General features: G+C 57.7%; 16 protein-coding genes and 1 tRNA gene. 8 read left to right on the top strand and 9 right to left on the bottom strand.

Annotated features, from left to right (window positions below; all coding sequences use genetic code 11):
• Positions 1–46 precede the first annotated feature (46 nt).
• Positions 47–697 (bottom strand): cupin domain-containing protein, encoded by a 651-nt coding sequence (locus AC13D2_RS09705; protein ID WP_482938551.1) that lies wholly within the window; start codon positions 695–697, stop codon positions 47–49.
• Positions 698–772: 75 nt separating this feature from the next.
• A complete protein-coding gene (locus tag AC13D2_RS09700; protein WP_482938550.1) occupies positions 773–1,303 on the bottom strand; it encodes an isochorismatase family protein in 531 nt (176 codons plus the stop codon).
• Positions 1,304–1,542: 239 nt separating this feature from the next.
• On the opposite strand from AC13D2_RS09700, the gene AC13D2_RS09695 reads away from it, so the two are divergent.
• Positions 1,543–1,633, top strand: a tRNA-Ser gene (locus AC13D2_RS09695).
• 479 nt (positions 1,634–2,112) lie between these two features.
• A complete protein-coding gene (ltrA, locus tag AC13D2_RS09690; protein WP_273063449.1) occupies positions 2,113–3,504 on the top strand; it encodes a group II intron reverse transcriptase/maturase in 1,392 nt (463 codons plus the stop codon).
• On the opposite strand, the gene AC13D2_RS09685 is transcribed toward ltrA, so the two are convergent.
• Together AC13D2_RS09685 and AC13D2_RS09680 are read right to left on the bottom strand one after the other, a co-directional pair.
• Complete coding sequence (locus tag AC13D2_RS09685; RefSeq protein ID WP_482938549.1) at positions 3,489–4,886, bottom strand: DsbA family protein; 1,398 nt, start codon at positions 4,884–4,886, stop codon at positions 3,489–3,491. The genes ltrA and AC13D2_RS09685 overlap by 16 nt on opposite strands.
• Before the next feature lie 18 nt (positions 4,887–4,904).
• Complete coding sequence (locus AC13D2_RS09680; protein WP_292047068.1) at positions 4,905–5,576, bottom strand: TVP38/TMEM64 family protein; 672 nt, start codon at positions 5,574–5,576, stop codon at positions 4,905–4,907.
• Positions 5,577–5,801: 225 nt separating this feature from the next.
• Between AC13D2_RS09680 and AC13D2_RS09675 the strand changes: the two genes are divergently transcribed.
• The 5 genes from AC13D2_RS09675 to AC13D2_RS09655 all read left to right on the top strand — a co-directional run bounded on the left by AC13D2_RS09675 (position 5,802) and on the right by AC13D2_RS09655 (position 12,207).
• Positions 5,802–8,177 carry an amylase gene (locus tag AC13D2_RS09675; RefSeq protein WP_482938548.1) on the top strand — a complete coding sequence of 792 codons (2,376 nt, stop codon included), beginning with the start codon at positions 5,802–5,804 and terminating at the stop codon, positions 8,175–8,177.
• 81 nt (positions 8,178–8,258) lie between these two features.
• Positions 8,259–8,564 carry a hypothetical protein gene (locus tag AC13D2_RS09670; RefSeq protein ID WP_420390076.1) on the top strand — a complete coding sequence of 102 codons (306 nt, stop codon included), beginning with the start codon at positions 8,259–8,261 and terminating at the stop codon, positions 8,562–8,564.
• 87 nt (positions 8,565–8,651) lie between these two features.
• Positions 8,652–9,215, top strand: coding sequence for a DinB family protein (locus tag AC13D2_RS09665; RefSeq protein ID WP_292047074.1), 564 nt, complete (start codon positions 8,652–8,654; stop codon positions 9,213–9,215).
• A gap of 39 nt (positions 9,216–9,254) precedes the next feature.
• The gene (locus AC13D2_RS09660; RefSeq protein ID WP_482938547.1) at positions 9,255–9,932 is read left to right on the top strand and encodes a hypothetical protein; all 678 of its coding nucleotides are present in this window, start codon (positions 9,255–9,257) and stop codon (positions 9,930–9,932) included.
• 175 nt (positions 9,933–10,107) lie between these two features.
• The gene (locus AC13D2_RS09655) at positions 10,108–12,207 is read left to right on the top strand and encodes a putative bifunctional diguanylate cyclase/phosphodiesterase (RefSeq protein WP_482938546.1); all 2,100 of its coding nucleotides are present in this window, start codon (positions 10,108–10,110) and stop codon (positions 12,205–12,207) included.
• 10 nt (positions 12,208–12,217) lie between these two features.
• Here the strand turns inward: AC13D2_RS09655 and AC13D2_RS09650 are convergent, their stop codons facing one another.
• Entirely contained in the window at positions 12,218–12,970 is a 753-nt protein-coding gene (locus AC13D2_RS09650) for a YiiX/YebB-like N1pC/P60 family cysteine hydrolase (protein WP_292047080.1), read from the bottom strand.
• A gap of 88 nt (positions 12,971–13,058) precedes the next feature.
• The gene (locus AC13D2_RS09645) at positions 13,059–13,442 is read right to left on the bottom strand and encodes a hypothetical protein (RefSeq protein ID WP_292047083.1); all 384 of its coding nucleotides are present in this window, start codon (positions 13,440–13,442) and stop codon (positions 13,059–13,061) included.
• A 24-nt stretch (positions 13,443–13,466) separates the two neighbouring features.
• Between AC13D2_RS09645 and AC13D2_RS09640 the strand changes: the two genes are divergently transcribed.
• Positions 13,467–14,267 (top strand): DUF3179 domain-containing protein, encoded by an 801-nt coding sequence (locus tag AC13D2_RS09640; protein WP_482938567.1) that lies wholly within the window; start codon positions 13,467–13,469, stop codon positions 14,265–14,267.
• A 7-nt stretch (positions 14,268–14,274) separates the two neighbouring features.
• Here AC13D2_RS09640 and AC13D2_RS09635 read toward each other — a convergent pair whose 3' ends face one another.
• The 3 genes from AC13D2_RS09635 to AC13D2_RS09625 form a co-directional block, all read right to left on the bottom strand.
• On the bottom strand, positions 14,275–14,586 hold the full coding sequence (locus AC13D2_RS09635; RefSeq protein WP_300499595.1) for an EthD family reductase: 312 nt from the start codon (positions 14,584–14,586) through the stop codon (positions 14,275–14,277).
• A 97-nt stretch (positions 14,587–14,683) separates the two neighbouring features.
• Positions 14,684–14,944 (bottom strand): zf-HC2 domain-containing protein, encoded by a 261-nt coding sequence (locus AC13D2_RS09630; protein WP_300499592.1) that lies wholly within the window; start codon positions 14,942–14,944, stop codon positions 14,684–14,686.
• Positions 14,938–15,558 (bottom strand): RNA polymerase sigma factor, encoded by a 621-nt coding sequence (locus AC13D2_RS09625; RefSeq protein WP_292047087.1) that lies wholly within the window; start codon positions 15,556–15,558, stop codon positions 14,938–14,940. Before AC13D2_RS09625 ends, AC13D2_RS09630 begins: the two co-directional genes overlap by 7 nt.
• Positions 15,559–15,631: the final 73 nt, after the last annotated feature.

Here is a 15,631-nt window from a genome sequence, read left to right as displayed (position 1 = left end):
GATAGATCTACTTTACGTAAACGTAAATATTTTTAGAGCCCCAAGATCACACCGGGAGGTGGCCGGTTTTTACCCAGATGACCGTTTCTTCGTCGACAAAGGGGTGATGCTGGCTCATATGGGGGCTTCGCATCCAGGTGCCCGCAGGGTAACGCCCGTTTTCGTCGCAGAACTCGCCTGAGAGCACCAATATCTCCTCGCCTCCGAAATGCCGGTGGGGCTGGAAATTCTCGTTTGCGGGCCATTTCACCAGCGCTACGTGTTCGTGTTCGAACTCGTGCAATGGCATTACTTTCAAGCCACCGATACCTGGAAGCCAGTCAGCGGTACTGGTGTCGATGCGCACAGTCTCTGTGTCACGCTCATCGATTTGATGGAGCTTTACAAGCAATACGCAGCCTTCTCTGCTGAACGGCGCGTGGCCACTGCCGGGAGGATTCCGGAGGTAGGTGCCTTTACCGTAATCACCGGTTTCGTCGGAAAACACTCCTTCAAGTACCAGAATTTCCTCGCCCAGTGGATGTTCATGCCGATTGAAGCTGGCGCCGGGCTCATAGCGCACGATGCTCGTGGCGTGGCCACGTTCGGCCTCTTCACGGGCGAGGGGTTTACGGAGTACGCCGCCAGCCGGGCTGGGGATCCATTTCTGGTCACCGGTTTGAATGATGACTTTCTGGCTGAAGTCCATGTTAAGCATGGCGATCTCCGATTATGTCATTTGACCGTCATTACGACGACTGCCCAGGGCCGGATTTGTCTGTCATCAGGGACGTTATCTGATCAACCCCTGAACGTCACGGAAGCATGGATGTTCGCTGTGTTGCATCCACTCAAAGGCAACCATTTCCACGGTCACAATGGTAGCGCCGGCCTTTTGCAGGCGTTCGAGAGCCGCATCACGATCATTGTCGTGGCGCGAGCCGGTTGCGTTCTCGACCACCCACACGCCGAAACCGGCCGCCAGAAGCGAAAGGGCGGTTTGTAGCAGGCACACATGGGCTTCACAGCCACCGATAATGATCTGCTTGCGATCATTGGGGATGGCCTTCAGCAAGCCGCCGCCACAGGCGTCAAAGTGGACCTTGGTGACCGTCTGATCGGCAAGGGCGGCAACTTCATCATCGTTGTGGCCCAGCTTTTCGGGAATCTGCTCGGTGGCAATCACCGGCACCTCCAAAAGTCGGGCAATTTGAGCCAGCTTCACGCATTCCGACAGCACCGATTCGCCATGATTAATGACTGGCATCAGCTTTTTCTGAAGGTCGATCAGAACCAGTGTTGATTGTTCCGCACTCATTGGCATAAACGTTTCCTCCCTGCGGGCGGGGTTCTTGTTTAATCCCAGTATTGCACAAAGCCCTGGCTGGTTCTCGCTCCGAATGCGCTGGCAGTATGTCGATCATGGGCCGATGCCGGCCAAGAAGTGAGTGGGAGAAAGGATTTTTAAATTGGAGTTGCCAAACAGGAACAAAACCATTAGAGTTTGCGCCCTCAAATGAGCGACAACGTTGCTGATTTGGAACGGATTATTTAAAGAGTATTGGAGAGGTGGCCGAGTGGCTGAAGGCGCACGCCTGGAAAGTGTGTATACGTTAATAGCGTATCGAGGGTTCGAATCCCTCCCTCTCCGCCAATACAAAACCCCAGCAACAGCTGGGGTTTTTTTTATTGGTGCGCCAGGCATGGCGCGTAGCGCCTTGACGGGCGCTGTTCCGGTCTAGGTGGTGCTGGCCGGATGACTTGGGGGTGCAAGTCCCCTGTGGGCCCGGCAAGGGTGTCCACCGCGAGGTGGAATCTGAAGGAAGCCGCAGGCAAAGCGCTGGCCCGACGAACAGGAATCGCATACGAGGCGGTCACACCGGGTAAGGCGGCCAATATCGTCAAAGCCCAGTACTTGCACGGACGGTGTGGACGTATATGCGGCGGGTATAAGTGTGACGGTCACGCGTCTTACCCTGGGAAGTCTGGCTCTCTGCCGCTGTGCTACCTACCTCGTGAGGGGTGGGGATGGAGTGCCAGAACTCAGCCGAGGTCATAGTAGGTGCGTTACCGCGTACTGAAGGACCGAACATGGTTGGCCGCCAGTAGGCGGTGGGTTCTCGTGGTGTGCTTATGAAGACAGAAGCGACCCGGATGGGTCAGGGCATTCAGGGAGGCGCCGGACAGTATCCGGCAGAGACTGAAGCCCGTGTCGAGGCAGACGCGGGGGCTCACTCGTGGACGAACGCGGAGCCGAACACGCTGATGGAGCAGGCGCTTGAGCGCCCGAACCTGATGCGTGCGTATCAGCGGGTGGTGTCCAACAAGGGCGCAGCCGGTGTCGACCAGATGCCGGTCACGGCCCTGAAGGGCCACCTGCAACAGCATTGGCCAGCACTGCGCGAGCGGCTGTTTGCAGGAGACTACCATCCTCAGCCGGTACGCCGGGTCAGTATCCCCAAGCCGCAAGGCGGGGAACGAATACTGGGTATCCCGACGGTGCAGGATCGCCTGATCCAGCAAGCACTTCACCAAACACTGAGCCCGTTGCTGGAACCGACCTTTTCGGACCACAGCTACGGGTTCCGCCCCGGCCGGAGTGCCCATCAGGCGGTAAAGGCGATGCAGCGGCACATTAATGACGGCCACCGCTGGGTGGTCGATCTGGATCTGGCCCAGTTCTTTGACCGGGTCAACCACGATGTGCTGATGAGCCTGCTGGCTCGTCGCATTACCGACCAACGGATGCTCACTCTGATCCGGCGCTACCTGCAAGCCGGCATGCTCGAAGGTGGACTGGTCAGCCCGAGACGGGAAGGCGCGCCGCAAGGCGGGCCTCTGTCACCCCTGCTCTCCAACGTGCTCCTGACCGAACTGGATCGGGAACTGGAGCGCCGGGGACACCGGTTCTGCCGTTACGCGGATGACTGTAATATCTACGTTAGCAGCAAAAGAGCCGGTGAACGGGTCATGGCCAGCATGACCCACTTCCTGGAAACGCGCCTGCGCCTGAAAGTGAACACAGACAAGAGTGCTGTGGATCGCCCGTGGCGCCGGAGCTTCCTGGGCTACAGCGTGAGCTGGCATAAACGGCAGGTACGGCTGAGGATCGCCCCTAAGAGCCTAAAGGCTTTTATGACGAAACTGCGACGGCTGCTGAAGCGATCGCGGGGGCAGTCACTGGCGACGACCATCCGGCACCTGAATCCGGTGCTAAGAGGCTGGGCGAACTACTACCGCCTGACGGCCTCGAAACGCCCGGTGGAAGCACTGGATGGTTGGCTAAGACGCAGGCTCCGCCTGATCCTGTGGCGGCAATGGAAGCGAGCTCGCACACGAGCGCGCTACCTGATGCGGTTGGGTCTACCAGAGCTACGGGCTCGGATGAGTGCAACGAATGGTCGTGGGCCTTGGTGGAACAGCGGCGCATCTCACATGAATGCGGCGCTCCCGAAAAGGGTGTTTGACCGTCTGTCTCTGGTAAGCTTGCTGGATACGATGGTTCGGCTTCAGAGCCAATCATGAACCGCCGTGGTACGGAACCGTATGCCCGGTGGTGTGAGAGGACGGGGGAGGTAACTCCCCCTCCTACTCGATATCTCCTTCTCGATAACCCAGAGCCGGTCCTGGCCCCAGCAACTGACAGTGCCGTACCGAAAACTGGGAACGCCCCAAAGACCGCACTCATACATGGCCTTGCGATTGCTTTCTGCCCATTCGCGCCAGCTCTCATCGTTCAGTCGAGTCTTTGCAGTCTGCCAATCCAGACCGGCGCGTTCAACGATCACCCTCAGGCCGGCGTCGGTCTCAGAGCGTATCCCTTCGGCATTGACGGCACGGGCGTAGGTGCGCATGTAGGCGATTTCACGGCCAAGAGAGCGGGCGTACTCGAACAGGGCGTAACATCGTTCAACACCCGGCCCGAGTGGGTCGGCAACAAAGCCGTAGGGAATGCCCAGTTTCCTGGCTTCTCTTTTGGTGTCGTGAAAGATGTACCATTTTTTCGTATCGGGCACGGATTGTCCGCGCATTAGCATGGGCAGAACCGGTCTGAGTTGAAGAGAAATATTCCACGCACTCGCCAACTGTATTGCCCGTTCCAGGCCCAGATAGGAGTAAGGGCTGCGGATGGAGAAAAATACTTCAAGGACGGTGTCGGTAGTTTTGTGTCCGTCAGCCACACTGGGTGCGTCATTCGTCAATTCAGACCATGTGCGCGTAAAAAAGACAGTATTGGACGCGCCCCGATTCAGCCTTTGCTCGGTTAGACACCGCTCAAGATGGTCCAACCGGTCCACGCCCCAGAACCATTCACCCCGGTACCTCGTCATACTGCCTTGATAGTGTCCGAGTCGCCGGAGCAATCGTTCGTTCGCAGATAGCCGTGCCTCGTCATACCTTGCAGTTTCTGTTTCTGTTTCTGTTTCTGTTTCTGGTGATGAGTCGGAATCTGAACGCCACAGAGCTTCTAGCACACGGACGGCGGTCATCAGTGCGTCATCGGTTTTTTCGGCATCAAGCAGACGGGCGGTGGCAGCTGTCAGTTCTGTCTCGGAGGGCGACGTCGGCCGGTCTGGAGGCGTGAAACCGTATAATTGTGCGAGCGCTGTGGCGTCCTGTTGAGCCCACGAACGCCAGAGTGCGGGCTCGGGGTACATTTCGTCGTCCAGTTGCCAGACCGTATGGAGCCGGAAACGCACACGAAAGCGTTCCTGCAGTTGGATGAGGGCCTGCAGCAGGGGCAGCCCAAAAGGATCACGGGGATTTACGAACACCTGAACAAGGTCGCGTTCACCCCGCACCTTTGCCCGGATGCTGTGAAGGGATCGTTGCAGGGAATATCGGGGCGCACTGGAAAGTGCACGGGCGAGCCAGGGCATAACATCGGCTTTGACCGGGCGGCGCATAAGGTCGTCCCTTTGTTGTTATTGGTTAAGTTGAAGCCAGCGTGCCAGTTGCGAGCGGGGGTGTCGGCTGATGGACCACGGCAACCATACCATCACCGTCAGGATAGCCAGGCCCGCAGCTACGGTAAGTGCCGGATTCAACGTGAACGTGTTCCCCAGGCCCGCAAACACCACTGTCATTGGCAGCATGCCAACGAAGGTGGCGATGGCAAAGCGCCAGGCGCGTATTGCGGTAACGCCGGCGGCATAACTGATCAGGGCGAACGAGAAAACGGGTATCAGCCGGGTCAGCAGGATGGCAATGGTCAGAAAGCGTTGCGACCCATCCCGTGCAAACACGGGGTTGTCCGGGAAATGTTTGCAGATCACCTCACGCCCGAGGCAACGGGCAATCCAGAACGCCACCATGGCGCCCAGCAGCGCACCGGTTGCGGCGATGGCTGTTCCTGCAACTATGCCAAACGCCAGACCTGCGGTTGCACTGACGGGAAGCGTGGGAATGGGGCCGACCACAACAGCCATCGTCATCAACAGCATCAGCAGCAGTGGGCCGGCAGCCCCCTGGCTTTTCAGCCATTGTGAAAGGGTGTCCGGAGACAGGTTCGCAGGTATTCCCAGTATCTGTAGCAGCCACCAGGCGCCTGCCAGGGCCGCAATTACCACAACAACGATGGCGATTCTCAGTGTCATCCAGTGCGCTCGTCTACAGCCAGAAATAATGAATCAGGGACAGATCGGAACGCCCATTGTTACAGGGCCGGTCACAAAGATCACGCGACCCCGGAAAATTGATCAGATAGTTCCTGTTTTGTTGTAACAGTTGCAATCCTCATGTGTCGATATCGGTGAAACGTCAGTAAACAGGGCCCTCGGAATTTTTGGGCAGTGAGTTACCGGAACGGAGAGCGCAACAAGATGACTCGGCACTATTGGATGGGTGGAAACCGGTCTTACGAGCAGGACCGGTTCTTTGAGCACTATCTCGACAAGTCCCTGTGGCAGAAAGCGGATGGCCCCGAACAGTGGGACGCCTGCTGGTATACCGGCATGCCGGACCCTCACTATTTCGCCGGCGTAGGGCCGAAGAAAAAGATTAACCACATCCCCGGCAACGCTGCCCTTACCGTCAAGAGCCGGCTATACCGCAGCCTGATGGATCTGCGGGAACGGGTGCAACGGCAGGAGAAGGGCAGCAGACATCTGACAGACCGCCTGGAATTTGTGCCGCGGGTTTTCTCCATGCCCGAGGATTACCATGCCTTCCAGGAAGCGGCGCTGGAGAATCCGGGCAAGCGCTGGATACTCAAGCCCAAGAACGCCGCCCGTGGCAAAGGTATTCGTTTGGTCGGTGACCCGGCCGAGGTGCCCATGGAGTCGTCGTGGATGGTTCAGGAGTACCTCGAGAACCCCCACACTATGCACGGCAGGAAATACGTCCTGCGTCTCTACGTGCTGGTGTCTTCGGTTTCACCGTTTCGCGTTTACCTCTATCGCCAGGGGTTCGCCAAGCTGGCCTCGGCACCCTACGACGAAGAGAACGCCGATAACCCCTACAGCTATCTGACCAACCCCGACGTCAATGCCCTGAACCTGGACGCCGAAGTGCCGGTGGAGTTCGTCGATTTTGACCGTTACCGGGCCTGGCTGAGGGAGCAGGGCCATGACGATGAGGCTCTGTTTGCCAAAGTCGAGGACATGGTTGCCCTGACCTGTCTGGCAGCGCTTGAACCCATGCGTGAACGTTCCCGGGTCATCGGTGCCGACACCCGTGGCTGTTACGAACTCATGGGCATTGACTGTCTTATTGATGACAGTCTTAAACCCTGGGTTCTCGAATGCAATCTGAGCCCTTCCCTTGAGGTGTGTGCTGGCCCGGAAAGTGGGGGCGACATCGAGGAGTCCATCAAGGGTGCCCTGGTTGCCGACATGGTTGAACTGGTGGGTCTGAATCGCCCGGCCGACGAGGATTCCGCATGCACAATGGTTGAGCGACTGGTGAGGGAAGCGCAGGGCGAGTTGGCCCGCAGCGGTGGCTTCAGGAATCTGGTACCGGGGGTGAATCCGTCGGCATACCTCCCGTTTATGGCCTTGCCACGGCTTTCGGATTGGGTTGTCGCACAGGCGCTGTTGGACCGTCCCCTGCAACAGCCTCAGCTTGAGCGCTGGTCGGCTGAGGACACCTTCAGTGAAGATCAGGTCTATCTCTATGACACCCGCCTGGGCCATCTGAGCAGCCTGAATGAGACCGCTTCGCTGATCTGGCTGATGGCCACCGAGGGCGCCGGGCCAGACGACATCGCGTCTGCACTGGTCGATTCCGCCGCCAAAAGCATGCCTGCCGCCCCGGATGCCTGGGCGATCCGCAACGATGTCTGGAACACGCTGGCCGACTGGGTCAACAATCGGTTTCTGATTCAGTCGGAGGGGCAATCGGCGGCCCGGGCTACTCCGGAAGCCCTCCGGCCACCGTTCCCGGAGACGTCCGCCATGATGTCGATGGTGCTGTCCTGCGGTCGCTTCCGGGCCCGGTTCTTTACCGACAGCGCACCGCTGGTCAATCGGATCGAAAACCTGCTTGAACCGATGGCTGTTTCCGATGAGGCGGGTAGGGACTCGCTCCCCCGGCTCGAAATTGTCCGCGATACGCCAGGCTTCACGTTGATTCTCGATGGCCAGGTGATCCATTCCCGGTTGCCGCTTTCAGCGGTCGCTGCTGCGCTTGCCAACTGCCTGGCAACGCACGCCGCCAGGCGTGATGACATCGCCGTTGACGCCGGCCTGCTCGTTGGCCCTGGCCAGTCTGCCCCGCTGTTTATGGTCGGCCATTGCGAGCCGGCCCTGCGTGACGCGTTCACCCTGGCGCTGTCTGCTCACTGGCGTGTTGATTCTGGCCGCGGGGCGCTGCTGCCGGCTTCGGACGAGTATCGCGTTGAGGGGCTGGGATTGCCGCTTCAGGACATCGGCCGGGAGGGCGTGTTTGTGCCCGCGCAATCGGGCCTGACCGGCAACACCGGTCAGGTATTCGCGGTGCTTGTGCCCACGGAAGAGTCACTTCCGCACAAAGCCGGGTTACAGGCCATGACCGTGAACGACGCACTCAGGCATCTGATTCCCTGCTGTTGTTCGGAAGGCGGTCTGCCATTGAATACGGAAGGTTTCACCAGGCTGGCGGTCTGGCTGGAAAGCTGCGAACGCTATCTGGTGGATATGAATAATCTGGAGGCCGCTGCTGCGGCGCTGTCCGGGCGGTGTTCTGAGAAGGCGCCGCAACAGGCATCCGGGAGCCGTTGAGCCCATGCGCTCTTCGGCTCCGGGTATAGAAAGGCCGGGTACGAAACCTGGCAGTCACGTTACAACCAGAGGGGACACATCATGTCCAGAGAAACACAGAGACACAGACTGCTCGGCAAGCTTGCCCGGGGCATGGCCTACACCGGCCCCGTAATCGCAGTTGTTATGGGTGCCTCGGCGTTCAACGTCTCAGCCGCTGATGTTACGGCAGAACCGGGTTACCTGATGCTTGCCGCCGGAGAGGCGGAAGCTGAGGGTGAAGCCGGGAAGAAAGGCTACGGCGAAGGCGAAGCGGAAGGCAAGGCCGAAGGTGAAGGTGAAGGTGAAGGTGAAGCAGAGGGAGAAGGCGAAGCAGAGGGTGAGGCCGAAGGAGAAGCCGAGAGCTGAGCCGCTGGTCGGGTGGGCACGGGTAGCGCCTGTGCCCACACGGTCGCTTCCAGAAATCAACCGACCAATAGACAACGGATGACTACCATGACACAGCCAGTTTCAGACAGACGTCGGGTCGTGAATGATGTTGTTGAAGAGAGTGCCCACGCCATCGGGCAGCTTGTCGACCTGTTGGAAGCCTTGCCCGGAAACCTCTACCGGCAACGTTTTGGTCACAGGAAGCAACATGTGATTGGCAAGCACGTCCGTCACATCATTGATCATTACAGTGCCCTGTTGGCGGCGACCGCGTCCCCCGGGGTATTGCTTGACTATGAAAACCGAAACAGGGACCTGTTGCTGGAAACAGACCGCCAGACCGCAGGCAACCGTCTTTCAGACATTCTGGAGACGTTGCGCAACAGGTTTGGCACAAAGTATGCCGCCGAGCTTGCAATGTTGCACAACAGTGACGGCCAGAGGCAGGTGGTAACCACCAGCGTGGATCGTGAACTGGTGTTTCTGGCCAGCCACACCATTCACCACATGGCCATTATCGGAATGCTTGCCGAGCAGGCCGGTGTGGACGTTGGTGGCGACTTCGGAGTCCATCCCTCGACCTTGCGCTACCTGCAAAGGCAGACGTCGGACATGGCCAGAAGCGCTTGAATCCGAGCGCAAAAAACAACACCACGAGAGGTTACTGATATGTCTACCAACGAACATCGAAAGGCGCTCTTACGCAAACTATCCCGGAACCTCATGGTGTCCGTTCCCATGATGACGGTGGTGGCAGTAGCCGGTTTCAGTGCTGGCTCTGGCGCGCCTTTCGGGCTGGTCCCATCCGCTGAAGCCGCGCAGGGTGAAGCAGAAGGAGAGGCTAAAGGTGAGGCAGAAGGTTCTGCCAAAGGAGAAGGCGAAGCCGAGGGCCGTGCCGAAGGAGAAGCGGAGGGTCGCGCTAAAGGCGAAGCGGAAGGAGAGGCTGAGGGAGAAGCGGAAGGCGAGGCTGAAGGTGTATCCGCCAGTCTCAAGAAGGCGGTTCGTCGGCCTGAAGATTACACGCCCTATCAGGGCAATGTAGCCGATCTGAGAGCCCAGGGTGAGAAGTTGTTCAACGACACCAACCTGTCCTCCAACGGTCTTGCCTGTGCCACCTGTCATGTAAACGGAGGGCTCTACAACCCGACGTTCAAAAACGAGTATCCCCACGTTGTGGCCATGGGCCAACGTGATTTCGGCATGGATATGGTGTATCTGGATGAAATGGTCCAGATTTGCATGGTGGCGCCGATGGCGGCTGAGCCTCTGGAATGGGGGTCTGAAGAGTTGGCTGCGTTGACCGAATACTCACGAGTGGAGCAAAAGAAATTCATCGACAAGCAATAACGTCGCTTTGCATCAGTGAGTCTGCTGTCGATCCTGGGTGGGGCCAAAACCCCACCCTTTTTTGTAATCAATCTGCGTTTTGAGTGTCTCTCTGGAAACACAGAGAAACGGCGAGGGGCCTATGAAACCGGTTGTGGGACCAGAAACGGAAAGGATCAGCGAAGAATTAGCTGTAGTGAATCAACCGCCTTCAAAGCGCTCTTTCCAGGAGTGGGCCAGACAGCTGGCGGGCTGCCGTTTGTGCCGAAATCTCACAGTGGCGGCCTTCGTCGCCATTCTCGCCATTGAGGTGGCCATTCTCATACCGTCCTATCGCAATTATGAGGAGGATCTGCTGAGTGAGCGGGTAGATATTGCCAGTCAGGCGATCATCACATTCCTTAAACATATCGGTAGCCGTGAGATAAGCCCTGCAGCACTTGAAACCCTGATAGCGAGTAGTCCGCTGGTTGGGGTTTCCCTGCGCAGAGAGGGTGTCGGATATGGGGCGGGAGAGGCCATTGAGTCGCCACAGCCTGCCGACGGGGTATTACGGGCCGCACCAAGAACGCCGAGGGGAACGATTGATCTTTCCTGGGGCTCTGATCCGATGCTGTCGGATTACCAGGTTCTGGGGCGGGTGGATGTCAGTGATGTGCCCTCTGAACTGGTTGCGTTTGTCTTTCGCATCCTAGGCCTGTCACTACTGATTGCGGTTTTTGTCACGGTTGTCACCATGTTTGTGGTCGATCGAATGATGCTGTCTCCGTTGCTGAAACTCAGAGCGCGTATTTCCCGTGCCGGTGATGATGCCGAACACCCTCTGAGGTACCTTATGCCCGCCGGGCGTTGTGATGAATTCGGCGAGGTGGAAGGTGCCTTCAATAGCATGCTGAAACAGAGTGCCTCTTATCTTGCACGGCTTCGGTTGCTGAACCGGGAGCTTGACCAATTGCTGGATGAGCGAACCCGCAGCCTCCGGAGAACGGAGCAGGAACTGGAGATCCGCACCTTATACGATCAACTGACCGGCCTTGCCAACCGCAGTCTCTTCGAGGAGCAGCTGGACCGCTACTTTGATCAAGCCCGCCATGATGCCCCTCGCAAAGAAGCCGTTCTGGTTCTTGGGTTGAATGATTTCCAGGCGCTTAACGGCCTGGCCGGCCATGACACCGGTGACCGTGTGTTGCAGGAGATAGCCCGGCGGATCGCAGGTTACATCGCCGATCATGGCCATGTGGCCCGGCTGGGAGGTGATGTATTCGGGTTGCTGGTTGGAGAGGCTGGCCGAGCCCCGGCCGAGAGTATCGAAGCCCGGATATCCTCGATCATAGAAGCGTGTGAGAGGTCGGTTCCGGTGAGCGGGAAAACCTATGAATGCGAGGTCAGTGCAGGGGTGGCTGTCAGGCAATTGGACGGCCAGGACGCCAGAACCCTGCTCAGTCATGCGGAAATTGCCATGCATCGGGCAAAAAAGTCACCGAGCCAACGGATACAGTTCTTTGCGTCGGAGTTCGGAGAGCAGGTCCTACGCAGGCAGGAGATGATCCACAGCCTGAAAGTGGCGATCCAGAATCAGCAGTTTCAACTGTATTACCAGCCCCAGTTTGACCGACTGAGACGGTGCACTGGCTATGAGGCGCTCCTTCGCTGGTATCACCCCGTGCATGGCCCGGTATCACCGGCGGAGTTCATTCCGCTGGCGGAGGAAACCGGGCTTATCGTCAGAATCGGGGAATGGGTCCTGGAGCAGGCTGTTGTTACCTTGAAAGGCTGGATCGGCCAGGGATTTACGGGGCGTATTGCGGTGAACGTGTCCGCGTTGCAGCTGCACGATCAGGATTTCGCCGACCGGATTTCGGCTCTGCTGCAGTGTTATGGCGTCACGGCTCGACAACTGGAATTGGAAATTACCGAAACCGCATTGATGGAGGATGTTAAGTGCGCCATGGCTACCCTGAAACGCTTCCGCGAATTGGGCCTCGCTCTGGCGGTGGATGATTTTGGCACCGGTTATTCATCGTTGGCGTACCTCAAGGCATTGCCGGTATCTCGCATCAAGATCGACCGTACTTTCGTAACAGGTTTGCCTGATAACGAGCAGGATGAGGCTCTTTGTAAAACCATTATTGCCATGGCTCACAATATGGGCTGTGCTGTTATCGCCGAAGGTGTCGAAACCGAGGCGCAGGCAAGCTGGCTGGCGCTGGCTGGTTGCGATGAACTGCAGGGCTTTTTGCTGGGCAAACCGGATTTTCAGGGTTTTCGGGGCGAAACAAATTTCGAATACAGCTGAATGGGCGGGTTTACTCCGCCCACTGGAATTTCCGGTAATCAAACCCCTGCTCCAAAGTGGGTTTGATGACGTCGAAATAGGGGGAAGCGTCGAAATCCCGGGGTGCGAACAGAGAGTGATGGCGAATCCGGAAGTACTCGCGCTTCTGGGCGGCGCAAACCAGATCGTCCTCTGATTCGGACAGGCTTACCGGTAATATCGGGTACCGGAGCGACTGGAATCCCTCGGCAATGAACGTAGAGCAGATCGCCCGCGTGGGGTCACTGCTGCCAAGGGCCAGCAGTGAACGTCGGTAACGGGACGGTACCGGTGGCGTCGGGAAAAGATAGCGTGCCAGATCCCAGACGTTTTTCAGGTCGTACTGATGGCCGAGCCGGCTTGTCGAGTAGTCAATCAGCTTGCTGATGTCGTGGTCACTGAGCCCGACCGGGCGACAGATACGGGTATGGGTGTTGCGGTAAAACGAGAGTGAAAGTGGGCGAATGCCTTCCTCAAGATCCGCCTCGACCAAAACATGCGGCTCGCCATTGTCTGCGGCTCCAAGTCCTGCATCCGGCCCCAGGTATAAAGCGGCATGTGACCAGGTTGACTGGGTCAGGTATTTGATAGCCACACTGATTCGGGTGTTTCCCTCCACCAGCAGGACATCACCGGGCTGAATCACCCTTTCCAGAGCCTCCCAGGCGCATGTGCGCACCGACTGCTCGGTGACCTGTTTCGAAAGATAGGCGGCCAGGCGCCGTGATAGCCAGTTCAGTAGCATCGGTTACCCCGATTGTTGTTCGTTAGAGCGCGGGTTTGATACTCAAGACAAGCAACCGGGGTAACTGTTACAGCGCCGAAGGTCTGTTCTACGCTGTGGTGGGAACCGGTTGCCTGGACAGCGTAAGGGTATCGTAATCGCGAAGCAGAAACAGCGCCGCACAGGCCGCGAGCATGGGCCAGGCCGCAAAAAACAGAAGATTATCAAAGGGCTGCAGGTACTTCGCGAAAGCGGACAGCGTAGAAACACCGTGGAAGATCAGGATCGCGCCGTAGGTCCAGGTTTTCAGCAGGCCCGCCACAAACAGCAGAATCAGTACGAGTTGCGCAATGCCAATGATGTAGAAGGCCGTTTCGCCAAGGCCACCAAGCCCGTAGAAAGAGGCGAACACCTTAACGGCGTGCTCGGGTTGAACCAGTTTATCCAGGGTCCAGAACAGAAAAACAACAAAAACGCCGAGCCGGAGTAGCAACAGGGCGGGCCGCCCCGCGACGGAATCCCCTCCATTGACAACCCAAAGTTTGAGCCTGCTGACGGGGCGCTGCCGTGGCGGGAGAGCGACCTGGTCATGACCTATGACCAGGAGCAGGCGCGATACGCTTTTCCGATAGGTATTCTGAACTGGCATGAGATCGTTAACCACGAAGCAAACGGAGAGGCCGTTCTCATCACTTTCTGCCCCTTATGTGGTACCGGTATGGCATTTGATCCGGAAGTGGACGGGCGTGATCTGACCTTCGGCGTTTCAGGCCTGCTCTATAACAGCGACCTGCTGATGTACGATCACCAGACTGAATCGCTCTGGTCTCAGATCGAGGGGCGTGCCATTTCCGGCCCCCTCGCGGGCACAACGTTGGAGCCGATCGCCATCCGCCATGAGCTCTGGCATAAGTGGCGACAGCGCGTGGGAGATGATGGCAGAGTGCTCTCCACCGATACCGGACATCGCCGGAATTATCGCCAGTCACCCTACGGGGATTACGACCACTCTGAACGACTGTACTTCCCGGTATCCAGCACCAGCCGGAAATATCACCCGAAAACCTGGGTATTGGGTTGGACCCATGATGGTGTAAGTAAGGCCTGGCCTTTTCCAGAGCTTGCCGAGCATGGGGACGGAGTGCTTGAAGACCGAATCGGAGGTAAAAAGGTCAGCATTCACTTTGATGCCGACGTACCTTCTGCAGAGCTGCGGGACGAGTCAGGTACGCTCATTCCCGCTACCAGAGCGTTCTGGTTTGCCTGGTATACCTTTCATCCCGAGACACAGATTTTCGAGGCAGATGAAAGTCTTTGAGGTAGGGTTACTCAATAACTTCGCTGATCTGCACTGTGGGCTGGGCATTGGTGAAGTTGGGAATATCTCCCAGTATCTCTTCGGCGTGTGGACCAAAGGCCGTCTCGAACTCACTGACTGAATCGAAGTACAGGTGCCCCATGGCGATGAAAGCAGGGGCTTCCCCCGGTGCCCCGCCGGCAATGCCGGATTCGATGGCTGTGCGTTTACAGGCACTGCCCAGCTTTTGGCGGACCAGTGGCATGTGGGTGTCGCGGTAGTAGTTGATGTCGAAGTGGGTGTTTTCACTTTTGGGGTACAGCACGCTGACTTTGATCATTGCCGGAGACCTCGTTTTGGCATGAGTGTTCGCTTCATTTCCATTTGATCCGGTAAATACAGTGCCAGCAATGGCACTTTAGAACGAATCTGAATGATCACTCAGGTTTGGTGCCCCCGGAGTTCCGGGCATTGAGCGACTCACTGACGCGCTCGTCGATCCGGCGCACCAGATCTTCGTCCAGCTGCTGGCTCGAGTGGGCGCTCATAAGCTCTATGCTGGCCCGTAAGCTGCCGATGAAGCTGCGGCAGCGACCGCACATCAGAAGGTGCATCTTTACAGACATCACCTTACTGGTGCCCAATTCGCCGTCAATGTAGTCACTGGCGATGCGAGCCAGGTCCCGGCACATTAACATTCGCCTGTCTCCTGAAATGTCTCGACCATCAGAAATATTTTCTGCCGTGCCCGATGCAGGAGCACGCGCAGGTTAGAGGCGCTGACATCCAGAATGTTACACACGTCGTCGGATTTGTGCTGATGGGCTTCGTAAAGCATCAATGCTGATCGCTGTGTTTCCGGCAGTGCGGACAGGTGTTGATCGAGGCAGTCACTCAGCGCGCCGTTCTCCATCAGCGCCTGGGCGGACTCGTTGGATTTCAGGCTCGGCGGTGTGGCCCAGCGTCCATTTGGCGCAAAGCGGGCGGCGAGGTCCGGGTCCAGCGCTTCCGAGAAATCCGCGTTCACTTCCCGCTTCGCCTTCCGCAGATGATTCTTGGCCCGGTTTGCCACGATACGGTGCAGCCATGTCTTCAGGCCGGAACGGCCCTCGAATGTCTGAATTGCATCGATAACCGTCACCCAACAATCCTGGACAATTTCCTCCGCCGAGGCGTGATCAAGGTAAAAGCGGGCGACGGCCATCATTCCGGGGGTGTATAAACGCACAGCCTCGCGAAAAGCGCCCTGGTTTCCCGACTTCAGGCCATTGATGAGGATGTCTTCGTCAGGGTGATGTGTTGCGGTTCCCATTCCGTATACTCCAGGACACCTGCGTTAGAGCCTTGTTATAAAGATGTTATTGGACTTCTGGAACTGCCTGGAC

The organism is Marinobacter sp. B-12 (assembly GCF_056857915.1).
This window is presented reverse-complemented; position numbering and strand designations above follow the sequence as displayed.

Coding starts and splice junctions, on each gene's coding strand:
- AC13D2_RS09675 (WP_482938548.1), top strand. CDS start 5,802: ATGACTCGGCACTATTGGATGGGTGGAAACCGGTCTTACGAGCAGGAC.
- ltrA (WP_273063449.1), top strand. CDS start 2,113: ATGAAGACAGAAGCGACCCGGATGGGTCAGGGCATTCAGGGAGGCGCC.
- AC13D2_RS09685 (WP_482938549.1), bottom strand. CDS start 4,886: ATGCGCCGCCCGGTCAAAGCCGATGTTATGCCCTGGCTCGCCCGTGCA.
- AC13D2_RS09630 (WP_300499592.1), bottom strand. CDS start 14,944: ATGTTAATGTGCCGGGACCTGGCTCGCATCGCCAGTGACTACATTGAC.
- AC13D2_RS09625 (WP_292047087.1), bottom strand. CDS start 15,558: ATGGGAACCGCAACACATCACCCTGACGAAGACATCCTCATCAATGGC.
- AC13D2_RS09665 (WP_292047074.1), top strand. CDS start 8,652: ATGACACAGCCAGTTTCAGACAGACGTCGGGTCGTGAATGATGTTGTT.
- AC13D2_RS09635 (WP_300499595.1), bottom strand. CDS start 14,586: ATGATCAAAGTCAGCGTGCTGTACCCCAAAAGTGAAAACACCCACTTC.
- AC13D2_RS09705 (WP_482938551.1), bottom strand. CDS start 697: ATGCTTAACATGGACTTCAGCCAGAAAGTCATCATTCAAACCGGTGAC.
- AC13D2_RS09680 (WP_292047068.1), bottom strand. CDS start 5,576: ATGACACTGAGAATCGCCATCGTTGTTGTGGTAATTGCGGCCCTGGCA.
- AC13D2_RS09670 (WP_420390076.1), top strand. CDS start 8,259: ATGTCCAGAGAAACACAGAGACACAGACTGCTCGGCAAGCTTGCCCGG.
- AC13D2_RS09660 (WP_482938547.1), top strand. CDS start 9,255: ATGTCTACCAACGAACATCGAAAGGCGCTCTTACGCAAACTATCCCGG.
- AC13D2_RS09700 (WP_482938550.1), bottom strand. CDS start 1,303: ATGCCAATGAGTGCGGAACAATCAACACTGGTTCTGATCGACCTTCAG.
- AC13D2_RS09650 (WP_292047080.1), bottom strand. CDS start 12,970: ATGCTACTGAACTGGCTATCACGGCGCCTGGCCGCCTATCTTTCGAAA.